Source organism: Enterobacter chuandaensis (assembly GCF_039718975.1).
Classification (GTDB): domain Bacteria; phylum Pseudomonadota; class Gammaproteobacteria; order Enterobacterales; family Enterobacteriaceae; genus Enterobacter; species Enterobacter chuandaensis.
In genome coordinates this window covers 3,428,651-3,446,363 of sequence record NZ_CP097173.1, presented here as the reverse complement: position 1 = coordinate 3,446,363, position 17,713 = coordinate 3,428,651, and the positions used below count along the sequence as shown (strand labels likewise).

Sequence of the window (17,713 nt, the reverse complement as noted above, 5' to 3'; positions counted from 1 at the left end):
GCCTCCGGCTTTTTTGTTTTTGATTGATGTACGTCAAGCAAGATGGGTATGGCCTAATCCGAAAAAAGCGGTATAATCCCGCGATTTTTTTGCGGATGCCACCTCAGAGGAGAAAGAGAATGAAGATTGTGGAAGTGAAACACCCACTCGTTAAACACAAGTTGGGCCTGATGCGTGAGCATGACATCAGCACGAAGCGTTTTCGCGAACTGGCTTCTGAAGTGGGCAGCCTGCTGACCTACGAAGCGACCTCTGATCTGGAAACAGAAAAAGTGACCATCGAAGGCTGGAACGGCCCGGTGCAGGTTGAGCAGATCAAAGGTAAGAAAATTACCGTGGTGCCAATCCTGCGCGCCGGTCTCGGTATGATGGAAGGCGTGCTGGAGCACGTGCCAAGCGCGCGCATCAGCGTGGTGGGTATCTACCGTAATGAAGAGACGCTGGAGCCGGTGCCTTACTTCCAGAAGCTGGTCTCTAACATCGACGAGCGTATGGCGCTGGTGGTTGACCCGATGCTGGCAACCGGCGGTTCTATGATCGCCACCATCGACCTGCTGAAAAAAGCGGGCTGCAGCAGCATTAAGGTGCTGGTTCTGGTTGCTGCTCCGGAAGGGATCGCGGCGCTGGAAAAAGCGCACCCGGACGTTGAGCTGTATACCGCCTCTATCGACCAGGGGCTGAACGAGCACGGGTACATCATCCCGGGGCTCGGTGATGCCGGCGATAAGATCTTTGGTACGAAATAATCGAATAACGATAACTAAGCCGACTTTGATAGTCGGCTTTTTTTTGAATAAAACACACATAACTAACCATCTCAGAGGAAAACACTATGACGCGCCGTGCTATCGGGGTGAGTGAAAGACCGCCGCTTTTACAGACTATCCCGCTTAGTTTGCAGCACCTGTTCGCCATGTTTGGCGCAACCGTGCTGGTGCCAATCCTGTTCCACATTAACCCGGCTACCGTGCTGCTGTTCAACGGCATCGGTACGCTGCTGTACCTCTTTATCTGTAAAGGCAAAATCCCGGCGTATCTTGGATCGAGCTTTGCCTTTATCTCGCCGGTGTTATTGTTGCTGCCGCTGGGTTATGAGGTCGCATTGGGCGGCTTTATCATGTGTGGCGTGCTGTTCTGCCTGGTTTCCTTCATCGTGAAGAAAGCCGGTACCGGCTGGCTGGACGTGATGTTCCCGCCTGCGGCGATGGGGGCCATTGTTGCCGTCATCGGCCTGGAGCTGGCGGGCGTGGCGGCGAACATGGCCGGCCTGTTGCCTGCGGACGGTCAGTCACCGGATTCCAAAACCATCATTATCTCGCTGGTAACCCTGGGCGTGACGGTGTTTGGCTCCGTGCTGTTCCGTGGCTTTATGGCGATTATCCCGATCCTGATCGGCGTGCTGGCGGGCTACGCGCTCTCCTTCGTCATGGGCGTGGTGGATACTACCCCAATCGCTCAGGCGCACTGGTTCGCGCTGCCAACCTTCTACACCCCGCGCTTCGAATGGTTTGCGATCTTCACCATTCTGCCTGCCGCGCTGGTGGTGATTGCCGAGCACGTCGGCCACCTGGTGGTGACGGCGAACATCGTGAAGCGCGACCTGATCCGCGACCCGGGCCTGCACCGCTCCATGTTTGCCAACGGTTTCTCCACCATTATCTCCGGATTCTTCGGCTCCACGCCAAACACCACCTACGGTGAAAACATCGGCGTGATGGCGATCACCCGCGTCTACAGTACCTGGGTTATCGGCGGCGCGGCGATCATCGCCATTCTGCTCTCCTGCGTGGGCAAGCTGGCGGCAGCGATCCAGATTATCCCGGTCCCGGTGATGGGCGGCGTTTCCCTGCTGCTGTACGGGGTGATTGGGGCGTCCGGTATTCGCGTGCTGATTGAATCCAAAGTGGATTACAGCAAAGCGCAGAACCTGATCCTGACCTCCGTTATCCTGATCATCGGCGTGAGCGGCGCGAAGGTGCACATCGGTGCGGCCGAGCTGAAGGGCATGGCGCTGGCAACCATCGTCGGCGTGGGCCTGAGCCTGATTTTCAAGCTGATCTCGGTGATCCGCCCGGAAGAAGTGGTACTGGACGCGGACGAAAGCGAAAAAGCGCCACATTGATCCTTTAATCGGGCGAAGGATCGCCCGGTTCTCTCCCGGCTGGTTCCGTGATAAACTCATCGCCGATTTTATGTAAGATCTCTGGTTGAGGTATTTCTGAACGGACCGGCACAGCTCTCTCTGCCACTTTATCTCCCTGACGACGAAACTTTCGCGAGTTTCTGGCCGGGTGATAACCCCTCTTTACTGGCTGCACTGCAAAACGTGCTGCGCCAGGATCACAGCGGATACATCTATATCTGGTCACGCGAAGGCGCGGGGCGCAGCCACCTCCTGCATGCCGCCTGCGCGGAGCTTTCAGCGCGCGGTGACGCGGTAGGCTATGTGCCGCTGGATAAACGTACCTGGTTCGTGCCTGAGGTGCTGGAGGGAATGGAACATCTCTCGCTGGTCTGCATCGATAATATCGAATGCGTGGCGGGGGACGAACCGTGGGAAATGGCGATCTTTAACCTCTACAACCGCATCCTGGAATCGGGTAAAACTCGGCTGCTGATCACCGGCGATCGTCCGCCGCGCCAGCTCAATCTGGGGCTGCCGGATCTGGCGTCCCGTCTGGACTGGGGGCAAATCTACAAGCTCCAGCCGTTATCCGATGAAGATAAGCTGCAGGCGTTACAGCTGCGCGCAAAGCAGCGCGGCTTTGAGCTGCCGGAGGACGTGGGCCGTTTCCTGCTCAAGCGTCTCGATCGCGAAATGCGCACGCTGTTTGATACCCTCGATCAGCTCGATCGCGCCTCTATTACCGCCCAGCGCAAGCTGACCATTCCGTTTGTGAAAGATATCCTCAAGCTTTGAGTTTTTGCCCGGTGGCGGCTAAAGATCCCCCATCAGGTGCTCAACCAGCAGCGGAATCGGTCTGCCCGACGCCACGCTCCGTCCGTTTTCACGCCACAGCGCCGTACCGCTGATATCCAGATGCGCCCACGGGATTGTCGGCGGGCAAAAGTGGTGTAGCAGCCACGCCGCCGAGGCGCTGATTGCCGCGTTGTTTGTCGGCGTGTTGCACAGATCGGCGATGGCGCTGTCGGTCTGCTTTTTCAGCCGCGCATCCAGCGGCAGGGGCCACACTTCGTCGCCGCTCCGTTTACCCGCCTGCGTCAGCGCGGTGCGCAGCGGTTCGTCCTGCGTCATTAACCCGCTCAGCTCATACCCCAGCGCTTTCACCACCGCACCGGTTAAGGTCGCCATATCAATGATATAGCGTGCCTGCGGGTGGCGCTGGCTGGCCCAGGCGATGGCATCCGCCAGTACCAGTCGGCCTTCGGCATCGGTGTTGTTGATTTCTACCGTGATGCCGTTACAGGCCGTTGCTACCGAACCGGGCTGCATGGCATCCGGACCGATGGCGTTTTCCGCCAGCGCCAGCACGCCCATCACGCGCACGGGCAACGCCAGCTCTGCCACGGTCAGCATCAGCCCCAGCACGTTAGCCGCACCGCACATATCGTATTTCATGGTGTACATGCCCGCGCCTTCCTTCAGCCACAGTCCGCCGGTATCAAACGTTATGCCTTTTCCCACATAGCAGCGCACCGGGCCGTCGTTGACACCGTCATAATGAATCGCCAGCAGACGTGGCGGACAGGTCGCCCCTTTGCCGACGGCGTGCAGCAGTCCCAGCCCTTGCTCAATGATTTGCTCTTTATCCAACACGTCGCACCGCAGGGCGGGGAAGGCGGCACACAGTTTTTGCGCTTCTTCGACCATAAACTGCGGCGTGCAGCGGTCGGAAGGGATATCCGCCAGGCGTCGCGCCGCGACCATGCCGTGGGCGATGGCCTGCTGCTGGCGGAAAATTGTTTCCAGCTTTTCCTGCTGCTCTGGCAGACAGAGGGCGGTGATGCGCGTAAGGCGTACCGACGATTCATCGGTTTTCTTCAACTTCAGGTCGCTCAGCCTGTGCGCCTGATTAAAGAGAAAACGCAGCACCTGTGCCAGCACGACGTCGTCGATATTTGTAACGTCCAGCACGATATCTGCGCTGGCGGGGGAGGCAATTAGCGGTCGCAGGGCGGCAAGCAGGCCTTCTGTGAGTGCGTCATGCCAGAGCGCATCGGGCAGTAGAGTGATACGGGCAAACGGCGCGCAACCAAAGCGCGTGTCTGCGATGCCGTCAGACTCGCGCATTTCCGCGACCAACGCCGTTTCGGGCAAAAGCGTACAGGAGGTGGACGCGATGAAATGGCTTTGCGGCTTCGCGTCAGAAAGCGCGGTGATAAACTGATACGTGATCATCATGACTCCTCAATCGGCGCGCGGATCCGCGCGGCATAGGCCTGCATCCACTCCTCGTCCACGGCGTGATAGTGCGTTTTCTCCCGCAGGCGTTCCGTGCGAAACACGGTCAGGGGCTGACGAGCCGTCGCCACCACAAACGAGAAGGTTTTGATATTGGTCGCGGCCCCGAATTCGCCCCTGTTGTTCATGCACACCACGGAGAGATCGCCCGCGCGACCGAAGCGCGACATCAGCTTGTCCTCCAGTTCGAACACCACGGAATCCGCCGCCTGCTGCGGCGTCATCCCTTGCGCCATCCGGCGAACGATTTCATAGCTGGTACAGCCTTTCATCAGATCTTCGCCGACGCCCGTGGCGGTGGCCGCGCCGGTTTCGCTGTCGCAGTAAAAGCCGGAACCAATAATCGGCGAATCCCCAATGCGGCCGCGCTTTTTCATAAACAGGCCGCTGGTGGAGGTGGCGACGCTCATCGAGCCCTGCTTGTCGAGACCGATAATGCCGACGGTGTCGTGCCCGTCGTAGGGGCTTAAGCCCTTATCCAGCGTCTCGCGGCAGCGCTTGCGGTAGTGCTGCATCGCGCGGTCGGTGAGCATAGTTTTGTCGGCAAAACCCTGGCTCAGCGCCCATTCCCGCGCGCCCTCGCCGACCAGCAGGCTGTTGTAGCGCTGGCGGCTCAGCGCGTGCGCCACGCGCACCGGGTTGGCGATATCCACCAGATTACCCACCGCGCCAAAGGCCAGCGTGTCGCCGTCCATATACGCCGCGTCCAGCTCGACCTCGCCGTTTTCGGTGGGCAGTCCGCCGTAGCCGACGGATTTATACAGCGGAAAGTCTTCGACGGCGGCGACGGCATCGACTACCGCCGTAGCGACCGGTTTACCCGCCGCCAGGGCAGACGCAGATTCCGTTATGCCTTCAAGCGCCATTCGCCAGGTGGCGATAATTCCCCACATGCTTTACTCCTGTTTTGCAAGGGTGGTGTCGGTTTGCGTTACGGTGGCAGTTTCCGCCGCGCGGTACTGTTTATCCACGATACGCATAAAAGGCAGGTACAGCATGGCGCCGATCAGCAGGTTAATCAGCTGCATCACGCTGCCGCTCAGGTGCCCGGTGACGATAAAGCCGCTGATGACCGGCGGCAGCGTCCAGGGGATAAACACCCCGGTGGTGACGGCGACAGCGCCAACCTTCATCGCCACGTACTGCACGGTGACCAGCACCAGCGGCACCAGGTTGAACGGGATGAGCATGATCGGGTTCATGATCACCGGCAGGCCAAACAGAATTGGCTCGTTGATGTTAAACACCGAAGCCCCGGCGCCGAGGCGCGCCACTTCACGCATGTTTTTACTGCGCGCGAAAATCAGCATCGCTATCACCAGCGACAGCGTGGCGCCCGCGCCGCCCATCCAGATCATGTCAAAAAACTGTTCGGTAATGATGTGCGGCGGCGTCGTGCCCGCCTGAATCGCGGCGATGTTGTCGGTCTGGTTTTCCATCCACAGCGGACGAATAATGCCGTTAATCATCGAGCCGGAGTTAATGCCCACTGACCAGAGAATGGTGATGCTGAAAACGGTCATCAGCGCACCAAAGTATGAGGTGCCGTAGTGGCGCACCGGCGTGGCAACCACTTCATAAATAAACTGATGGATGGTGTTGTAGTGGGTGTTTTCGAAGACGATGCGGATACCCAGTACCAGAATCATCACCAGCAGGGCCGGGATCAGCGCCGCGAAGGACTCCTGCACCGCAGGCGGCACGCCGTCCGGCATTTTAATGACCAGATTTTTGCGCTTCAGCCAGCAGAACAGCTCCGTCCAGAGCAGCGAGCCGATCATCGCCACGAACAATCCTTTGCTGCCAATCCATTCCACCGGAATAACGGTAATACCGCCGTTTTCCGCCACCTTAATAAACGGGGTCAGGATCAGAAACGCGACCAGCGCCAGGATGCCGCAGGAGATGCGGTCCTCGCCGTAGTGTTCCGCCAGGCGGAAGGCGACCAGGAAGCTAATGAACAGCGACATAGTGGAAAACACCGCGTTGAACGGGATTTCAATAATCGCGCTCCAGCTCTCACCAAAGGCCTGAGACATAAACTGCTGATAGGTTTGGTTCGGGAAAGAGGAGATCACCAGCAGGATGGAGCCGACGATAATAAACGGCATGAATGAAACATAGGCACCGCGAATGGCCCCGAGATGACGCTGCTGGGCCGTTTTGGCCGCCAGGGGCATCAGTTTTGCTTCAAGAAATCCCAGAACATTGTTCATTGTGAACTCCGTACAAGATTGAGTGGCATGGTTTATGTTATGTCTGTGGATTATCAGTGAAGCGCGGCGAGCGAAAGGTGAAATCGGTCACAAAGCAATCGCCTGTGATATATAAATCTCATATGATTAGTTAACGGAGTTGTTGCGATGGAAATTAAACTTCACGCCAATGCGACCACCACGCCGCGCATCCGCCGCTACCTTCAACAGTCAGATAAAAGCGACAGAGAGCTGGCCGTTGAGCTGGGGATCTCCGTTACCACCGTCAGGCGCTGGCGCAACCGTGAACAGGTTTCGGATAACCACACGACGCCAAAAGTGATACACAAAGCGCTGAGACAGGAGCAGTCTGCGCTGGTCAATGCCCTGCGCGACATCTCGGGGGCGCCGCTGGATGAACTGCTGCAGATGGTTAACGACGTGCTGGGGATCCCCGTTTCAAGGGCAACGCTGAATCGCTATCTCAAACCGGCCTCCGCGAAGTTCAAAGGGAGGCCGTTGCAGGGAATAAAAGCGCTGAAGGCTGGCATGCGGCCACATATGCTGATGCTCCATCATTTACCTTTGTCCCTGCATATGGACGATGGGGGTGAACAACATCTGCTCTGGGCGCGCGAACCGGTAAGCGGCTGGTGTTATGCCCGGCTCTATGCGGGTCTTTCGCCCCAGTTGCTCAATACCTGGACGCAGGCGCTGCTGAATGCCTGTCCCGCTGATATACAATCTGTTGAGACTTTTGGCTTTGAGCTGACGGAGCCTGCAAAAGATGTGGCTGTAAAAACGCATCCCCAAAAACACAATGCGCTTCAGGTGGCGGTGCCATTACGCGACGTTATTCCGCGCGTGAATGCTGTGCCAGCAGGAGTGGTGTTAGTCACCCTGTGTGAGTTTTATAACCGGGGAAAAACGCAGAAAAAGCTGGGGGAAAGGACGCCGCAGGCGTTTCTGGAAGCGCTGCGGCGTAAGGACTAGAGGATGTCGAGCACATCTTCCGGCGGACGGCCAATGCGCGCCTTGCCGTTCGCCACCACAATCGGGCGCTCAATCAACTTTGGATTCTCGACCATTGCCTGAATCAGTTGCTCTTCGGTAAGATGCGCGTCGTCCAGATTCAGTGATTTATACAGATCTTCTTTCTGACGCATCAGTTCGCGCGCGCTGCCCATCTCCAGCATGTTTAGCAGATGGCGGATCGTCTGCGCGTCCGGCGGCGTCTCGAGATACAGCACCACGTCAGGGTCGATGCCGTTAGATTTCAGCAGGCTGAGCGTGTCGCGGCTCTTGGAGCAGCGGGGGTTATGGTAAATTTTTACCGCGTCTGTCATGACTTCTCCTTGATTACATCTTTTCGTACGGCTTAAAGCGCTGTTGCAAACCGCGCAGCTGGTCGATGCGCGCATCGTAGCGGGCCTGTTGCAGGCTGCCGAGCTTCACCTGCGAGCTGGCGCTGCTGAGCAGGGAAATAGCCTGATCGAGACGACCCGCCAGGGCCAGCCCTTCTGCCCGCGCCGCCAGCTCCTGATCGCGGTTACCCAGCTGACCCTGGGCCTGGGCGAGTAGCTCCCAGCCGTTCTGGTCGTCTTTATTGTTAAAGGTGTAGCGGTTCAGAATGGTCACGGCCTGCGCAGGCTGACCGCCCTGTAAGTAAGCGTTCGCCAGGTTAAGCTGCAGCACCGGGTTGGTTCGTATGTCTTTCGCCCCTTTCAGGCGGTTAATCGCATCGGTGGTTTTTTTCTGTCCCAGATCGATATCCGTCGAGAGATCGAGATACCACGGATTGTTCGGGTCGGCTGCCAGCAGCGGCTGCAGCGCTTTACGCGCCTCGTCGTATTTGCTGGCTTCCATCGCCTGTAACGCCTGGCCATACTGCGCGGCGTTCTTCTCCCGCACGTTGCCTTTCGACAGAGTATCCAGCAGGTCGCTGGTGAGCTGGTTACGTCCGGAATTGTACATGCCGAGCGTTCTCACTTTCGCCATGTAGAAATCCTGCGATGACTGCACGACCACCGGACGCATCTGGTTGGCTCGGTTACGCGCGTCCGACAGACGGCTTTCCGGCAGCGGGTGGGTTAACAGAATTTCCGGGGGACGCGACGAGTAGCGCGCCTGGTCGAGCAGTTTCTCCAGGAAGCTCGGCATCGCCTGCGGGTCAAAGCCGGAGCGCTGTAAAACCTGAATGCCGATGCGGTCTGCTTCCTGCTCATTTTGCTGGGTGAAGCTGATCATTCCCTGACGTGTTCCCGCCAGCGTACCGGTCAGGGCAGCCATCCCGGCCTGCGGGCTGGCCATCGCCAGCAGAATAGAGCCCAGCGCCCCTACCCAGGTCAGCGGGGCGTTACGTTTCTGGTCTTCCATGGCACGCGCCAGGTGACGCTGGGTAACGTGCGAAATTTCGTGCGCCATCACCGATGCCAGCTGGCTTTCGTTGTCTGAGTAGCGGAATAACGCTGAATGCAGCACAACGTTCCCGCCAAAGAAGGCGAAGGCGTTGATTTCGTCATTATTGATTAAATAGAAATGGAAGGGCGTTTTTACCGAGTCGGCGTGCGCCACCAGACGCATTCCCAGCCCGTTAATGTACTGTACCAGCAAAGGGTCGTTGATCAGCGGAGCACTACCGCGCAGCTGACGCACATAGTAATCACCCATTTGCATCTCTTGCCCAATAGAGAGCGTGCTTCCTGCCGTGGTGCCCATGTCCGGCAATGAATCGGACGAGTCAGCGAAAGCCGGCAACACCTGACCGACCGTCACTGCGGCAATCAGTGTCGCAACCAGTGTTTTTTTCAACTGCCTGAACATAACCACTGTCCTGTATGTTGGATGTGCTAATTTGACCGATGAACCGGCATATCGTTCATCTCTGCTGCTCTGGGAGTGTAGCCGTGTTAAGTCATGAAGAAAATCCCATTGATCAGGGTTTTGCGAAACGTGATGGAGATACAAAAAGGAAAGTCTTTTTTGTGACAGTTAGATACAATTCACCGTCTCACTCCCGCCATTCGATTCAGGGAAGGGTTGTATGCTCGAAATGTTAATGCAGTGGTACCGGCGTCGGTTTAGCGACCCGGAAGCCATTGCTTTGCTGGTTATTCTGGTCGCCGGGTTCGGTATTCTGTTTTTCTTTAGCGGCCTGCTCGCCCCGCTGCTGGTGGCGATTGTGCTGGCGTACCTGCTGGAGTGGCCGACGGCGCGCCTGGAACATATCGGCTGTTCCCGTCGCTGGGCGACCAGCATTGTGCTGGTGCTGTTTGTCGGCATTCTGCTGCTGATGTCCTTCGTGGTGATGCCCGTTGCCTGGCAGCAGGGGATCAACCTGATCCGCGATATGCCCGGCATGCTAAATAAGCTGTCAGATTTTGCCGCCACGCTGCCGCGCCGTTATCCTGCGCTGATGGATGCGGGGATCATTGATGCGATGGCCGAAAACATGCGCGCCCGCATCATGACGATGGGCGACTCGGTGGTGAAATACTCACTGGCCTCGCTGGTCGGCCTGCTGACGCTGGCGGTTTATCTTGTCCTCGTGCCGTTAATGGTGTTCTTCCTGGTCAAAGACAAAGAGCAGATGCTGAATGCGGTACGCCGCGTGCTGCCGCGCAATCGCGGGCTGGCCGGGCAGGTCTGGCAGGAGATGAACCAGCAGATCACCAACTACATTCGCGGCAAAGTGCTGGAGATGATTGTGGTCGGGGTCGCGACCTGGATCGGTTTCCTGATCTTCGGCCTGAACTACTCGCTGCTGCTGGCGGTGCTGGTTGGATTCTCGGTTCTGATCCCGTACATCGGCGCGTTTGTAGTGACCATTCCGGTGGTGGGCGTCGCGCTGTTCCAGTTTGGTCTGGGCACCGAGTTCTGGAGCTGCTTTGCGGTATACCTGATTATTCAGGGGCTGGACGGTAACCTGCTGGTACCGGTGCTCTTCTCCGAGGCGGTGAACCTACATCCGCTGGTGATTATCCTGTCAGTGGTGATTTTCGGCGGGCTGTGGGGATTCTGGGGCGTGTTCTTTGCCATTCCGCTGGCGACGCTGATTAAAGCGGTGGTGCATGCGTGGCCGGATGTCCCGGCGGTGGAAGAGAAGTAGTTTTTGTGCGGCCTGATGCTCTCACCCCGACCCTCTCCCACGGGGAGAGGGGGAAAACACTAAAAACGGCAACCTGGGTTGCCGTTTTGCTGTTTATCACGCGCTTGCTTTCAGCCAGTTCAACACCACGTCGTGGTGGTTGCTGGTTTTAAAGTCGTCAAACACATGCTCAACTTTGCCGTCAGCGTCGATCAGGAAGCTGATGCGGTGAATCCCGTCATAGGTTTTACCCATAAAGGTCTTTTCACCCCAGACGCCGAACTGCTCGCAGACCTGGTGGTCTTCGTCGGAAAGCAGCGTGAAGTTCAGCAGCTCTTTTTCCGCAAATCGTGACAGCTTTTCTGGTTTATCGGTGCTGATACCCAGTACTTCCACGCCGACTTTCTTCAACTCATCCATGTTGTCGCGTAAGCCGCAGGCCTGTACGGTGCAGCCGGGGGTCATGGCTTTCGGGTAGAAATAGACCAGAACACGCTGTCCCTGGAAGTCGGTCAAATTTACTTGCTCGCCGTCTTGATCCGGTAAGCTAAATTTCGGTGCGATGTCACCGGCTTTCAGTGGATTCATTACTCAACTCCATCCTGTTCGTGCTGCGAATAATTGACGACACTTATACTGCCCTGCGCGTTTAATTCTGTACAGAGGGCTTTGAACGCTTGCTCGATATTTGACGCATCCTGTGAGGCAGGGCTGTGCGCGGTAATTTGAATAAACAGCGTAGGAACGGCGCTCTCGTCGCCCGGCTGCGTGCGGGAGACGAGCTCGGCAATGTTCATCTGATGGCTGTCGAACAGCGCGGTAAAGCGCTCAATCAGATGCGGGGAATCAGGGACTTCAACCTGCACCCAGACGGTTGCGGGCAGGGCCGGACGCGGGCGCGCGGTGGTGCGTTTCATCACGATCAGCAAATCCAGCTCCGCGCCTTTCAGCGGCAGGGTGGATTCGATCAGGGTAATGGCATTCCATGTTCCGGACAGCAGCATGATAAACGTGAACTCTTCGCCGAGCATCGCCAGGCGGCTGTCTTCGATATTACAGCCGCAGCTGCTCACGTGACGGGTGATGGTGTTCACGATACCCGGCCTGTCGGCACCCAGCGCAGTGATAACCAGGTAATGTTGTGATGAGGTTGTCAAACCTGTTCTTCCTTTGCATGGTTAAGTCTTCCTAAGGAAAGCATAAAAAAAACATGCATACAACCGCCTGAGCGCCTCAGGTCGCTTGCTTTTATTACAGTTCCAAACGTAACATTGAGGCTCTTGTTCGCACAGAGGATGGCTCATGTTCACGGGAAGTATTGTCGCGCTTGTTACACCGATGGATGAAAAAGGTAATGTCTGCCGGTCAAGCATGAAGAAGCTCATTGATTACCATGTCGCCAACGGAACCTCGGCGATCGTTTCGGTAGGGACTACCGGTGAATCCGCAACGCTGAGCCACGAAGAGCACGGCGATGTGGTGATGCTGACCCTGGAACTGGCGGACGGGCGTATCCCGGTTATCGCGGGAACAGGGGCAAACGCAACCGCAGAAGCTATCAGTCTGACCCAACGTTTTAACGACAGCGGCATCGTGGGCTGCCTGACGGTGACTCCTTACTACAACCGTCCTACTCAGGAAGGGTTGTTCCAGCACTTCAAAGCCATCGCTGAACATACTGACTTGCCACAAATTCTGTATAATGTGCCGTCCCGTACCGGCTGCGATATGCTGCCGGAAACCGTTGGTCGTCTCTCGGAAGTAAAAAATATTATCGGTATTAAAGAGGCGACAGGGAACTTAAGCCGCGTTCATCAGATCAAAGAGCTGGTTTCAGACGACTTTATCCTGTTGAGTGGTGATGATGCGACCGCGCTGGACTTTATGCAGCTCGGTGGTCATGGCGTGATCTCCGTAACGGCAAACGTTGCGGCGCGCGATATGGCTGAAATGTGCAAACTGGCCGCAGCCGGTCACTTTGATGAAGCGCGTGTCGTTAATCAGCGTTTGATGCCGTTGCACAATAAATTATTTGTCGAACCCAATCCGATCCCAGTGAAATGGGCGTGTAAGGAGTTGGGGCTTGTAGCATCCGATACGCTGCGTTTGCCAATGACACCGATTACCGACCACGGTCGCGACATCGTCAGGGCAGCGCTGAAGCATGCCGGTTTGCTGTAAAGTTTAGGGAGATTTGATGGCTTATTCAGTACAGAAGTCGCGCCTGGCGAAGGTTGCGAGTGTTTCGCTTGTTATGCTGCTCGCTGCCTGTAGTTCAGACTCGCGCTACAAGCGCCAGGTGAGCGGTGATGAATCCTATCTGGATGCGACCCCGCTTGCTGAACTTCATGCACCGGCTGGTATGATCCTGCCGATTCAGAACGGCGATTATAATATCCCCGTGACCAACGGCAGCGGCCTGGTCGGTAAGGCGCTTGATATTCGTCCGCCAGCACAGCCTCTGGCGCTGGTGAGCGGGGCGCGTACCCAGTTCACCGGTGATACGGCGTCTCTGCTGGTTGAAAGCGCCCGTGGAAGCACTCTGTGGCCACAGGTCGTGAGCGTTATTCAGGCGAAGAACTACACCATCGATAAACGCGATGACGCCAGCCAGACATTAACCACCGACTGGATCGAGTGGAACCGTCTGGATGAAGACCAGCAGTACCGTGGTCGTTATCAAGTCTCCGTGAAACCACAGGGTTACCAGCAGGCGGTTAACGTTAAGCTGTTGAACCTGGAGCAGGCGGGTAAACCGGTTGCGGATGCCGCCTCTATGCAGCGTTACAGCACTGAAATGCTGAACGTGATTGCCGCAGGTCTGGATAAGACCGCTACCGATGCCGCGAACGCCGCGCAGAACCGTAACGGCGTCACTTACGACGTTCAGAGCGGTGCGGATGATACCGGCCTGCCGATGCTGGTGGTGCGTGCACCGTTTAACCAGACCTGGCAGCGTCTGCCGGCGACGCTGGAAAAAGTGGGCATGAAAGTGACCGACAGCACCCGCTCAACTGGCAGCATGACGGCGACCTATAAGCCGCTGTCCGACAGCGCGTGGCAGGAACTGGGTGCCAAAGATCCTCAGCTTGCCTCCGGTGACTATAAGATTCAGGTAGGTGACCTCGATAACCGCAGCAGTCTGCAGTTTATCGATCCGAAAGGTCATACGCTGACCCAGGCGCAGAACGATGCGCTGGTCGCTGTCTTCCAGGCAGCATTCAGCAAATAAATACGAGGGCGGGTTAATCCCGCCCTTTTTATTTTCGTGCTACGCAAACGTGTGCGTGGCATAATATACCCCGTTTTGAACACAAATTATCACACCAGGAGTAATGAAGATGCAGAAGCAAGCTGAGTTGTATCGTGGCAAAGCGAAGACCGTATACAGCACGGAGAACCCGGATCTGTTGGTGCTCGAGTTCCGCAATGATACGTCAGCAGGGGATGGCGCACGCATTGAGCAGTTCGATCGTAAAGGCATGGTGAACAACAAGTTCAACCACTTCATTATGACCAAACTGGCCGAAGCGGGTATCCCGACCCAGATGGAAGCGTTGCTGTCCGATACGGAATGTCTGGTGAAAAAATTGGATATGGTTCCGGTCGAATGCGTTATTCGTAACCGTGCGGCGGGCTCCCTGGTGAAGCGTCTGGGCATTGAAGAAGGTATCGAACTGAATCCACCGCTGTTCGACCTGTTCCTGAAAAACGATGCCATGCACGACCCGATGGTCAACGAATCCTACTGCGAAACCTTCGGCTGGGTGAGCAAAGAGAACCTGGCGCGTATGCAGGAGCTGACCTACAAAGCCAACGACGTGCTGAAAAAGCTGTTTGATGACGCGGGCTTGATCCTCGTCGACTTCAAGCTGGAGTTTGGTCTGTTCAAAGGCGAAGTGGTGCTGGGCGATGAGTTCTCGCCGGACGGTAGCCGCCTGTGGGATAAAGAAACCCTGGATAAAATGGACAAAGATCGTTTCCGTCAGAGCCTGGGTGGCCTGATTGAAGCATACGAAGCGGTTGCTCACCGTTTAGGCGTTAAGCTCGACTAAGTCCCTCAGTTGCCAAAGGATGTTCGCATCCTTTGGCGTCTTACCTTTGTTTCCAATGGTAATCTTGCCGTTAACCGCCTACGATCATAGCTATTATTAATGGAATAGTTCGAGGTAGATATGCGCTGGCAAGGGCGTCGTGAAAGTGACAATGTAGAAGACAGACGCAGTGATGGTGGCGGCGGCCCTTCAATGGGCGGGCCCGGCTTCCGCTTACCCAGCGGCAAGGGCGGTATCATCCTGCTGATTGTGGTGCTGGTCGCGGGCTATTATGGCGTCGATCTCACCGGTCTGATGACCGGTCAACCGCTGCAGCAGCAACAGCATTCTCAGCGCTCCATCAGCCCGAATGAAGATGAAGCGGCCAAATTTACCTCCGTTATTCTCGCCACAACTGAAGACACCTGGAGTCAGCAGTTCGAGAAGATGGGGCGCACCTATCAGCAGCCGAAACTGGTGATGTACCGTGGCGCAACCCGCACCGGCTGCGGTACGGGTCAATCGGTCATGGGGCCGTTCTACTGCCCGGCGGACGGCACCGTCTATATCGATCTCTCTTTTTACGATGACATGAAACGCAAGCTTGGCGCTGGCGGCGATTTTGCCCAGGGCTATGTGATTGCGCATGAAGTCGGCCATCACGTGCAAAAGCTGTTGGGAATTGAGCCCAAAGTGCGCCAGCTCCAGCAAAATGCGTCTCAGGCCGAAGTGAACCGCCTTTCCGTTAAAATGGAGCTGCAGGCAGACTGCTTCGCGGGCGTCTGGGGCCACAGCATGCAGCAGCAGGGCGTGCTGGAATCCGGCGATCTTGAAGAAGCGTTAAACGCGGCTGAGGCCATCGGCGACGACCGTTTACAGCAGCAGAGCCAGGGGCATGTCGTGCCGGACAGTTTCACTCACGGTACGTCACAGCAGCGATACAGCTGGTTCAAGCGCGGCTTTGACAGCGGCGAGCCGGCCCAGTGTAATACCTTCGGCAAAGCTATGTGATGCTGGGGTTTGAACAGCTGATTACACAGCTTCAGCGTTCCGGGCACCGCCGTCTGGTGGTGCTCACTGGCGATGAACAATGGACGTTGAGCCGGGCGACCGGCCTGCGTGAGGCCTTATCAGGAGACTGGCTGTGGCTGGATGAAAATCCTTCTAAAGCCATCAGCGGGCTGCTGGGACGCGAATTCCTGCACGCCGTTTTTGACGCGCGCGCCGGGTTTGACGTCTCAGCCTTTGCTGCGCTCAGCGGGACGCTGCGCGCCGGAAGCCTGCTGGTGCTGCTGGTTCCGCCGCTCGCCGACTGGGCCGCGAAGCCCGACGGCGATTCCGTTCGCTGGAGCGACAGCGCGGAGGCGATTGTCACCCCGCACTTCGTTCACCATTTTTGCCGGACGCTTGCCGCCGATGCGGATGCGATCGTCTGGCAACAGCATCGTCCTCTCTCTCTTCCCGCGGCGTCGGATTCACCCGCCTGGCAGCCTGCCAGCGGCGAGCCGCAGCGTGAACAGGTTGAGATCCTCGACGCGCTTCTGACCATGCCTGCGGGCGTCGCTGCCGTGACGGCACCGCGCGGACGCGGAAAGTCAGCCCTGGCGGGGATGCTGCTCAACGGCATCCCCGGAAATGCAGTGGTGACGGCACCGGCTAAAGGGGCGGCTGATGTCATTGCGCGCTTCGCTGGTGAGCGTTTCCACTTTATGGCCCCGGATGCGCTGCTGGCTTCCACGCTGCAGGCCGACTGGCTGATTGTTGATGAGGCCGCCGCCATCCCCGGACCGCTACTCGAAAAGCTGGTGGCGCGCTTTCCCCGCGTGTTGTTAACCACGACGGTCCAGGGTTATGAAGGCACGGGCAGGGGGTTTCTGCTTAAGTTCTGCGCCCGGTTCAGCGGGCTGCGGCGTTATACCTTATCCACCCCCATTCGCTGGGCGGCCGGGTGTCCGCTTGAGCGGATAGTGGCGAATACGCTGCTGTTTAATGATGCGCTTATTGACCGCAAACCGGAAGGTGACGTGCGTTTACGGTCGCTGGAGCCGCAGATATGGGAGAGCGACCCGGCGCGCGTGGCAAGCGTGTATGAACTGCTGTGTGCCGCGCATTACCGCACCTCACCCCTCGATTTACGCCGGATGATGGACGCCCCCGGCCAACACTTTGCGGTTGCACAGGTGGGGGCGGATATCGCAGGCGCACTCTGGCTGGTGGAGGAGGGCGGTCTGTCCCCCGAGCTTAGCCGTGCGGTGTGGTCGGGCTCTCGCCGTCCACGCGGGAACCTTGTGGCGCAGTCGCTGGCGGCGCACGGCGGATCGCCACTTGCGGCGACGCTTAAGGGGCGACGGATTAGCCGCATTGCGGTGCATCCCCACCGTCAACGGGAGGGCATCGGCCAGCGGCTTATTCGCAGCGCCAGCGGTGAAGATTATCTCTCGGTCAGCTTTGGCTATACCGACGAGCTGTGGCGTTTCTGGCGGCAGTGCGGCTTTGTGCTGGTGCGAATGGGTAGCCATCGGGAGGCCAGCAGCGGGTGTTACACGGCGATGGCCTTACTGCCGCTGAGCGAGGCCGGGCACCGCCTGTGCGCGAAGGAGCACCAGCGCCTGTGTCGCGATGTGCGCGTACTGTCGGTCCGGAACGGCGAAAAGATCCCGGTGACCGATGCCTGGGAAGCTACCCTTAATAGTGACGACTGGCTGGAGCTGGCGGGGTTTGCCTTTGCGCACCGGGCGTTTTCAACCTCGGTTGCCGCCCTGACGCGGCTGGTGTTAACCACAGATATGCCGATCCCGGCGCTGCGTGGGAAAATGGCGGGACGAACGGACGAGAGCGGACGAAAAGCGTTGCTGGCAAAGCTGCGTGATGAAACTGCGCAGGCGCTTGAGCATCTCGACGCTTCCCGCTGTCAGCAGCTGAAGGCCGACATTTTGCAATGGCAATTTTTTCAATGACTTCTTCAGTAAAGTGG

The 17,713-nt window shown here is 57.5% G+C and carries 17 protein-coding genes; 10 read left to right on the top strand and 7 right to left on the bottom strand.

All coding sequences use genetic code 11. From position 1 onward, the window contains the following. The first annotated feature begins 119 nt into the window (after positions 1–119). The 3 genes from upp to MX657_RS16620 all read left to right on the top strand — a co-directional run bounded on the left by upp (position 120) and on the right by MX657_RS16620 (position 2,920). Entirely contained in the window at positions 120–746 is a 627-nt protein-coding gene (gene upp / locus MX657_RS16630) for a uracil phosphoribosyltransferase (RefSeq protein WP_008501641.1), read from the top strand. Positions 747–832: 86 nt separating this feature from the next. Continuing rightward, the gene (gene uraA / locus MX657_RS16625) at positions 833–2,122 is read left to right on the top strand and encodes a uracil permease (RefSeq protein ID WP_080328452.1); all 1,290 of its coding nucleotides are present in this window, start codon (positions 833–835) and stop codon (positions 2,120–2,122) included. Positions 2,123–2,218: 96 nt separating this feature from the next. Further along, complete coding sequence (locus tag MX657_RS16620) at positions 2,219–2,920, top strand: DnaA inactivator Hda (RefSeq protein WP_211438414.1); 702 nt, start codon at positions 2,219–2,221, stop codon at positions 2,918–2,920. 18 nt (positions 2,921–2,938) lie between these two features. On the opposite strand, the gene MX657_RS16615 is transcribed toward MX657_RS16620, so the two are convergent. From MX657_RS16615 to celB, 3 genes are read right to left on the bottom strand one after another with little or no spacing between them, the layout of a single operon-like run. Further along, the gene (locus tag MX657_RS16615) at positions 2,939–4,360 is read right to left on the bottom strand and encodes a leucyl aminopeptidase family protein (protein WP_346808568.1); all 1,422 of its coding nucleotides are present in this window, start codon (positions 4,358–4,360) and stop codon (positions 2,939–2,941) included. After that, the gene (locus MX657_RS16610; RefSeq protein WP_346806190.1) at positions 4,360–5,316 is read right to left on the bottom strand and encodes a N(4)-(beta-N-acetylglucosaminyl)-L-asparaginase; all 957 of its coding nucleotides are present in this window, start codon (positions 5,314–5,316) and stop codon (positions 4,360–4,362) included. The genes MX657_RS16615 and MX657_RS16610 overlap by 1 nt, the downstream gene beginning before the upstream one ends. Before the next feature lie 3 nt (positions 5,317–5,319). After that, positions 5,320–6,639 carry a PTS cellobiose transporter subunit IIC gene (celB, locus tag MX657_RS16605; protein WP_119915379.1) on the bottom strand — a complete coding sequence of 440 codons (1,320 nt, stop codon included), beginning with the start codon at positions 6,637–6,639 and terminating at the stop codon, positions 5,320–5,322. A 147-nt stretch (positions 6,640–6,786) separates the two neighbouring features. Here celB and MX657_RS16600 point away from each other — a divergent pair, with 147 nt between their 5' ends. Continuing rightward, the gene (locus MX657_RS16600; RefSeq protein WP_346806189.1) at positions 6,787–7,611 is read left to right on the top strand and encodes an XRE family transcriptional regulator; all 825 of its coding nucleotides are present in this window, start codon (positions 6,787–6,789) and stop codon (positions 7,609–7,611) included. On the opposite strand, the gene arsC is transcribed toward MX657_RS16600, so the two are convergent. Next, positions 7,608–7,964, bottom strand: a complete 357-nt coding sequence (gene arsC / locus MX657_RS16595) for an arsenate reductase (glutaredoxin) (RefSeq protein WP_080328457.1) — start codon at positions 7,962–7,964, stop codon at positions 7,608–7,610. The two genes, MX657_RS16600 and arsC, sit on opposite strands and share 4 nt — an antisense overlap. A gap of 13 nt (positions 7,965–7,977) precedes the next feature. Further along, positions 7,978–9,441 carry a beta-barrel assembly-enhancing protease gene (bepA, locus tag MX657_RS16590; protein WP_217479142.1) on the bottom strand — a complete coding sequence of 488 codons (1,464 nt, stop codon included), beginning with the start codon at positions 9,439–9,441 and terminating at the stop codon, positions 7,978–7,980. A 220-nt stretch (positions 9,442–9,661) separates the two neighbouring features. Between bepA and MX657_RS16585 the strand changes: the two genes are divergently transcribed. Continuing rightward, complete coding sequence (locus MX657_RS16585) at positions 9,662–10,726, top strand: AI-2E family transporter (protein ID WP_119915382.1); 1,065 nt, start codon at positions 9,662–9,664, stop codon at positions 10,724–10,726. A 96-nt stretch (positions 10,727–10,822) separates the two neighbouring features. On the opposite strand, the gene bcp is transcribed toward MX657_RS16585, so the two are convergent. Both bcp and MX657_RS16575 read right to left on the bottom strand, forming a co-directional pair. Beyond that, the gene (gene bcp, locus MX657_RS16580; RefSeq protein ID WP_032659360.1) at positions 10,823–11,293 is read right to left on the bottom strand and encodes a thioredoxin-dependent thiol peroxidase; all 471 of its coding nucleotides are present in this window, start codon (positions 11,291–11,293) and stop codon (positions 10,823–10,825) included. Further along, a complete protein-coding gene (locus MX657_RS16575) occupies positions 11,293–11,862 on the bottom strand; it encodes a glycine cleavage system transcriptional repressor (RefSeq protein WP_080328460.1) in 570 nt (189 codons plus the stop codon). Before MX657_RS16575 ends, bcp begins: the two co-directional genes overlap by 1 nt. 145 nt (positions 11,863–12,007) lie before the next feature. Between MX657_RS16575 and dapA the strand changes: the two genes are divergently transcribed. The 5 genes from dapA (at position 12,008) to MX657_RS16550 (ending at position 17,696) form a co-directional block, all read left to right on the top strand. Further along, entirely contained in the window at positions 12,008–12,886 is an 879-nt protein-coding gene (gene dapA, locus MX657_RS16570) for a 4-hydroxy-tetrahydrodipicolinate synthase (RefSeq protein WP_080328461.1), read from the top strand. A gap of 16 nt (positions 12,887–12,902) precedes the next feature. After that, positions 12,903–13,937 (top strand): outer membrane protein assembly factor BamC, encoded by a 1,035-nt coding sequence (bamC, locus tag MX657_RS16565; protein ID WP_080328462.1) that lies wholly within the window; start codon positions 12,903–12,905, stop codon positions 13,935–13,937. Positions 13,938–14,046: 109 nt separating this feature from the next. Further along, positions 14,047–14,760 carry a phosphoribosylaminoimidazolesuccinocarboxamide synthase gene (gene purC, locus MX657_RS16560; protein ID WP_023332985.1) on the top strand — a complete coding sequence of 238 codons (714 nt, stop codon included), beginning with the start codon at positions 14,047–14,049 and terminating at the stop codon, positions 14,758–14,760. Positions 14,761–14,880: 120 nt separating this feature from the next. Beyond that, the gene (gene ypfJ / locus MX657_RS16555) at positions 14,881–15,750 is read left to right on the top strand and encodes a KPN_02809 family neutral zinc metallopeptidase (RefSeq protein ID WP_346806188.1); all 870 of its coding nucleotides are present in this window, start codon (positions 14,881–14,883) and stop codon (positions 15,748–15,750) included. Next, entirely contained in the window at positions 15,750–17,696 is a 1,947-nt protein-coding gene (locus tag MX657_RS16550) for a tRNA(Met) cytidine acetyltransferase TmcA (RefSeq protein ID WP_346806187.1), read from the top strand. Before ypfJ ends, MX657_RS16550 begins: the two co-directional genes overlap by 1 nt. The last annotated feature ends 17 nt before the right edge of the window (positions 17,697–17,713 follow it).

Excerpts from the sequence above, each read along its gene's own strand:
- upp (WP_008501641.1), top strand. The coding sequence starts at position 120 with ATGAAGATTGTGGAAGTGAAACACCCACTCGTTAAACACAAGTTGGGC.
- uraA (WP_080328452.1), top strand. The coding sequence starts at position 833 with ATGACGCGCCGTGCTATCGGGGTGAGTGAAAGACCGCCGCTTTTACAG.
- MX657_RS16615 (WP_346808568.1), bottom strand. The coding sequence starts at position 4,360 with ATGATCACGTATCAGTTTATCACCGCGCTTTCTGACGCGAAGCCGCAA.
- MX657_RS16610 (WP_346806190.1), bottom strand. The coding sequence starts at position 5,316 with ATGTGGGGAATTATCGCCACCTGGCGAATGGCGCTTGAAGGCATAACG.
- celB (WP_119915379.1), bottom strand. The coding sequence starts at position 6,639 with ATGAACAATGTTCTGGGATTTCTTGAAGCAAAACTGATGCCCCTGGCG.
- MX657_RS16600 (WP_346806189.1), top strand. The coding sequence starts at position 6,787 with ATGGAAATTAAACTTCACGCCAATGCGACCACCACGCCGCGCATCCGC.
- arsC (WP_080328457.1), bottom strand. The coding sequence starts at position 7,964 with ATGACAGACGCGGTAAAAATTTACCATAACCCCCGCTGCTCCAAGAGC.
- bepA (WP_217479142.1), bottom strand. The coding sequence starts at position 9,441 with ATGTTCAGGCAGTTGAAAAAAACACTGGTTGCGACACTGATTGCCGCA.
- MX657_RS16585 (WP_119915382.1), top strand. The coding sequence starts at position 9,662 with ATGCTCGAAATGTTAATGCAGTGGTACCGGCGTCGGTTTAGCGACCCG.
- bcp (WP_032659360.1), bottom strand. The coding sequence starts at position 11,293 with ATGAATCCACTGAAAGCCGGTGACATCGCACCGAAATTTAGCTTACCG.
- dapA (WP_080328461.1), top strand. The coding sequence starts at position 12,008 with ATGTTCACGGGAAGTATTGTCGCGCTTGTTACACCGATGGATGAAAAA.
- bamC (WP_080328462.1), top strand. The coding sequence starts at position 12,903 with ATGGCTTATTCAGTACAGAAGTCGCGCCTGGCGAAGGTTGCGAGTGTT.
- purC (WP_023332985.1), top strand. The coding sequence starts at position 14,047 with ATGCAGAAGCAAGCTGAGTTGTATCGTGGCAAAGCGAAGACCGTATAC.
- ypfJ (WP_346806188.1), top strand. The coding sequence starts at position 14,881 with ATGCGCTGGCAAGGGCGTCGTGAAAGTGACAATGTAGAAGACAGACGC.
- MX657_RS16550 (WP_346806187.1), top strand. The coding sequence starts at position 15,750 with ATGCTGGGGTTTGAACAGCTGATTACACAGCTTCAGCGTTCCGGGCAC.